2 rRNA genes are annotated in these 2,257 nt (G+C 54.1%); both read left to right on the top strand.

The window, feature by feature from the left end:
- Positions 1 to 1,951, top strand: a 23S ribosomal RNA gene (locus tag ITJ57_RS19200); the annotation flags it as partial.
- 136 nt (positions 1,952 to 2,087) lie between these two features.
- Positions 2,088 to 2,204, top strand: a 5S ribosomal RNA gene (gene rrf, locus ITJ57_RS19195).
- Positions 2,205 to 2,257: the final 53 nt, after the last annotated feature.

Genomic DNA, 2,257 nt, shown 5'->3' with positions numbered 1-2,257 from the left:
CCTTGAAAGAGTGCGTAATAGCTCACTGGTCAAGTGATTCCGCGCCGACAATGTAACGGGGCTCAAGCACGCCACCGAAGTTGTGGCATTGATATTTTTGGTAGGCCTTCGTGGTCCAGCCGTATTGATGGGTAGGAGAGCGTCGTGTGGCGAGTGAAGCGGCGGTGTAAACCAGCCGTGGACGCTACACGAGTGAGAATGCAGGCATGAGTAGCGAAAGACATGTGAGAAACATGTCCTCCGAAAGACCAAGGGTTCCAGGGTCAAGCTAATCTTCCCTGGGTAAGTCGGGACCTAAGGCGAGGCCGACAGGCGTAGTCGATGGACAACGGGTTGATATTCCCGTACCCGCGAAGAACCGCCCAAGACAATCCAGTGGTGCTAAGAGTCCTAACCCGGACGACTGATTCCCTTCGGGGATGATGGGTCCGGTCTAACGCTCGACCCCATGCTGGTGCGTTTAGCGTATTAACAGGTGTGACGCAGGAAGGTAGCCTATGCCGGGCGATGGTTGTCCCGGTGTAAGTGCGTAGGCTGAGAGATAGGCAAATCCGTCTCTCGTGAAGGCTGAGACACGATACGGACCCGTAAGGGATAGTAGGTGATCCTATGCTGCCAAGAAAAGCATCGACGCGAGGTTCTAGTGGCCCGTACCCCAAACCGACTCAGGTGGTCAGGTAGAGAATACTAAGGAGATCGAGAGAATCGTGGTTAAGGAACTCGGCAAAATGCCCCCGTAACTTCGGGAGAAGGGGGGCCTGAGGCGTATTAGGACTTGCTCCGAAAGCGTTTGAAGGCCGCAGAGACCAGTGGGAAGCGACTGTTTACTAAAAACACAGGTCCGTGCCAAGTCGCAAGACGATGTATACGGACTGACGCCTGCCCGGTGCTGGAAGGTTAAGAGGAACGGTTAGCCGCAAGGCGAAGCTGAGAATTTAAGCCCCAGTAAACGGCGGTGGTAACTATAACCATCCTAAGGTAGCGAAATTCCTTGTCGGGTAAGTTCCGACCTGCACGAATGGCGTAACGACTTCCCAGCTGTCTCAACCGCGAACTCGGCGAAATTGCATTACGAGTAAAGATGCTCGTTACGCGCAGCAGGACGGAAAGACCCCGTGACCTTTACTACAGCTTGGTATTGGTGTTCGGTGTGGCTTGTGTAGGATAGGTGGGAGACTTTGAAGCTTGGACGCTAGTTCAGGTGGAGTCATTGTTGAAATACCACTCTGGTCACTCTGGATATCTAACTTCGAACCGTAATCCGGTTCAGGGACAGTGCCTGGTGGGTAGTTTAACTGGGGCGGTTGCCTCCCAAAAAGTAACGGAGGCGCCCAAAGGTTCCCTCAACCTGGTTGGCAATCAGGTGTCGAGTGTAAGTGCACAAGGGAGCTTGACTGTGAGACTGACAAGTCGAGCAGGGACGAAAGTCGGGACTAGTGATCCGGCAGTGGCTTGTGGAAGCGCTGTCGCTCAACGGATAAAAGGTACCTCGGGGATAACAGGCTGATCTTGCCCAAGAGTCCATATCGACGGCATGGTTTGGCACCTCGATGTCGGCTCGTCGCATCCTGGGGCTGGAGTAGGTCCCAAGGGTTGGGCTGTTCGCCCATTAAAGCGGTACGCGAGCTGGGTTTAGAACGTCGTGAGACAGTTCGGTCCCTATCCGCTGCGCGCGCAGGAAATTTGAAAGGATCTGACCCTAGTACGAGAGGACCGGGTTGGACGAACCTCTGGTGTGTCAGTTGTTCCGCCAGGAGCACCGCTGATTAGCTACGTTCGGGATGGATAACCGCTGAAAGCATCTAAGCGGGAAGCCGGCCTTAAGATGAGATTTCCATGCCTTCGGGCGAGAGGCTCCCAGCCAGACTACTGGGTTGATAGGCCGGATGTGGAAGAGAGGACGAAAGACTCTCGGAGCTGACCGGTACTAATAAGCCGATAATTTGATAACACTTTCTTTGTTTGAATACGAAGATGCTACGCGTCCACTGAGTGGTTCTCGATGTACGGTCGAGAACCCGCAAACAACACCACTGTGTTCGCACAGCGTGTTGGTTTGCTTGTTCACTTTGATACATCAATAGTGTTTCGGCGGCCATAGCGAGAGGGAAACGCCCGGTCACATTCCGAACCCGGAAGCTAAGACTCTTTGCGCCGATGGTACTGCAGGGGGGACCCTGTGGGAGAGTAGGACACCGCCGGACTTCTTCGTTGAAATGGCCACCCAAGGTTCTTGGGTGGCCATTTTGCGTTAACG

Source organism: Plantibacter sp. VKM Ac-2880, from assembly GCF_015351235.1.
Lineage (GTDB): Bacteria > Actinomycetota > Actinomycetes > Actinomycetales > Microbacteriaceae > Plantibacter.
This window is presented reverse-complemented; position numbering and strand designations above follow the sequence as displayed.